2 protein-coding genes and 1 pseudogene are annotated in these 1,688 nt (G+C 65.5%); 2 read left to right on the top strand and 1 reads right to left on the bottom strand.

Going from position 1 to position 1,688, the window contains the following annotated elements:
* Window positions 1–401: efflux RND transporter permease subunit (locus GSQ79_RS16280; protein WP_174243231.1), on the top strand; the 401-nt coding region annotated here is incomplete at its 5' end.
* A 318-nt stretch (window positions 402–719) separates the two neighbouring features.
* Entirely contained in the window at window positions 720–1,367 is a 648-nt protein-coding gene (locus GSQ79_RS16275) for a hypothetical protein (RefSeq protein ID WP_158809735.1), read from the top strand.
* A gap of 42 nt (window positions 1,368–1,409) precedes the next feature.
* Here the strand turns inward: GSQ79_RS16275 and GSQ79_RS16270 are convergent.
* Window positions 1,410–1,688: pseudogene (locus tag GSQ79_RS16270) on the bottom strand (beta-ketoacyl-ACP synthase II); the annotation flags it as partial.

The following is a 1,688-nucleotide window of genomic DNA, read 5'->3' as shown; positions in this document are numbered from 1 at the left end:
TCTTCCACCAGGCCTTCGGCTTCAATGCCATCCTGGGCCTCATCGGCCTCTCCGGCATTCTGATGCGCAACACATTGATCCTGGTGGATCAGATCCATCACGACATGGCGGCGGGCTTGAGCGACTACGACGCGATCATCGAGTCGACGGTACGCCGCGCCCGGCCCGTGATTTTGACAGCCGTTGCCGCGATGCTGGCTTTCATCCCGCTAACGCACTCGGTGTTCTGGGGTGCGCTCGCCTACGTCCTCATCGGCGGGGTCGGCATGGGGACGCTGCTGACGCTGCTCTTCCTGCCGGCGCTCTACGCCCTGTGGTTCCGGGTCAAACGCGAGCACAGGACGGCTGCGGTTGCCGACAAAGTGCAGGCGCATCCGCATCTTCACCAGCCGGCGGAGTGAGCCGTGCGACGCGTTTCACGGTTCGCGCATCCGAAGACCGCTCACTTGGACGGATCACCACACAACGCTTGCGACTCTCGACCAGTCGTTTTATACCGATTGGTAGGTTAGAGCGCTTTGCTTCGATGTCGGGACCGGCATCGCCGATCCTCGGAGGCTTGAGTGAACCATAACATACTGCACGGGGCTCTGTGGAGGTTCGGAACGGCCGGACGTTTTCGGGCGCGATCCTGTGCCGGACGATCGGGTTCCGATGCGCACCGCGGGGCGACATCCCTGCGCCTGGCATCACGGATCACCCAGATCGCCTCCGGCTCGATGCCACGTACGGGCGCCCGCCCGCACTGGCTCATCGCGTTCATTGGCTTCGCCGTCGTCGCCGCCATGGGGTTCGCGCTTCTGCCGCAGCCGGTGACCGGCACGATCATCGCGGCGGCGAAAAGCCCGACGTCCTTCGGGCTGGATCTCCCGTCTTTCAGGGCCGCCTTCGACAGGACCGAGGCGGCGAAGAACCCCGCAAATCCGGCGTCGGGCGCGATTGCGTCGTGTGATCACATGCCTGACGACAGCGACCAGTGCACGACTGGGGATGCCGGATTCCTGCGGTCCGTGTCACTGATGCGGGCTGCCGGCCTGATGGATCATACGGCGAAGCAGGACGTCACGATCCTGCTGCAGCGCGATCGCGACGGCCGCGTGGCCTCCGTCGAAGTCGACGGCACCCGCGCCGATCAAGCCAACGCCCTTCGGTTCTCCGACGTCGTGACCGATGTCCTGTCCGCCCTTCAGGGCCAGGCAGGCAGCGACGCGTCCGTCCTCAAGATGCGCCTCGGCCTCATGTCCGGCGACAACGACGCGACGATCAACGAACCGAAGACCATCGCGCTTCCCGGGACGACGGTGCAGTGCGTGCGTTCGCGCTCCAACGTTTCCATGCTCGTCCGCTGCATCTTCCATCCCGGCTGATAGAAGCGCCGTGGACGAGCCCCGCGGCTGAGGGCTTGGGCGTCAGGGCCGCCGGTCCCACGATCTGAACAGCACGCTCGCGTTGACGCCGCCGAAGCCGAAGCCGTTCGATAGGGCGTACCGCATGGATGTCGGTCGCGCCGCCCCTGCGACGATATCGATACCGTCGCAGGCGGGATCCGGATCCTCGAAATTCAAGGTGGCGGGGATGATCTGATCCCGTAGCGCCAGGATTGCGAAGATCGCCTCGACGCCGCCGGCCGCGCCGAGCAGATGACCCGTCGCCGATTTGGTCGATGTCACGGCAGGGCCGGCGGCGCC

Source organism: Beijerinckia sp. L45, from assembly GCF_009765775.1.
GTDB lineage: Bacteria > Pseudomonadota > Alphaproteobacteria > Rhizobiales > Beijerinckiaceae > RH-AL1.
The sequence above is the reverse complement of the archived record's forward strand: the minus strand, read 5'-3'. Positions and strand labels throughout refer to the sequence as shown.

Bases quoted from the DNA above. Each gene is read 5' to 3' on its own strand.
- GSQ79_RS16275 (WP_158809735.1), top strand. From the start codon at position 720: ATGCCACGTACGGGCGCCCGCCCGCACTGGCTCATCGCGTTCATTGGC.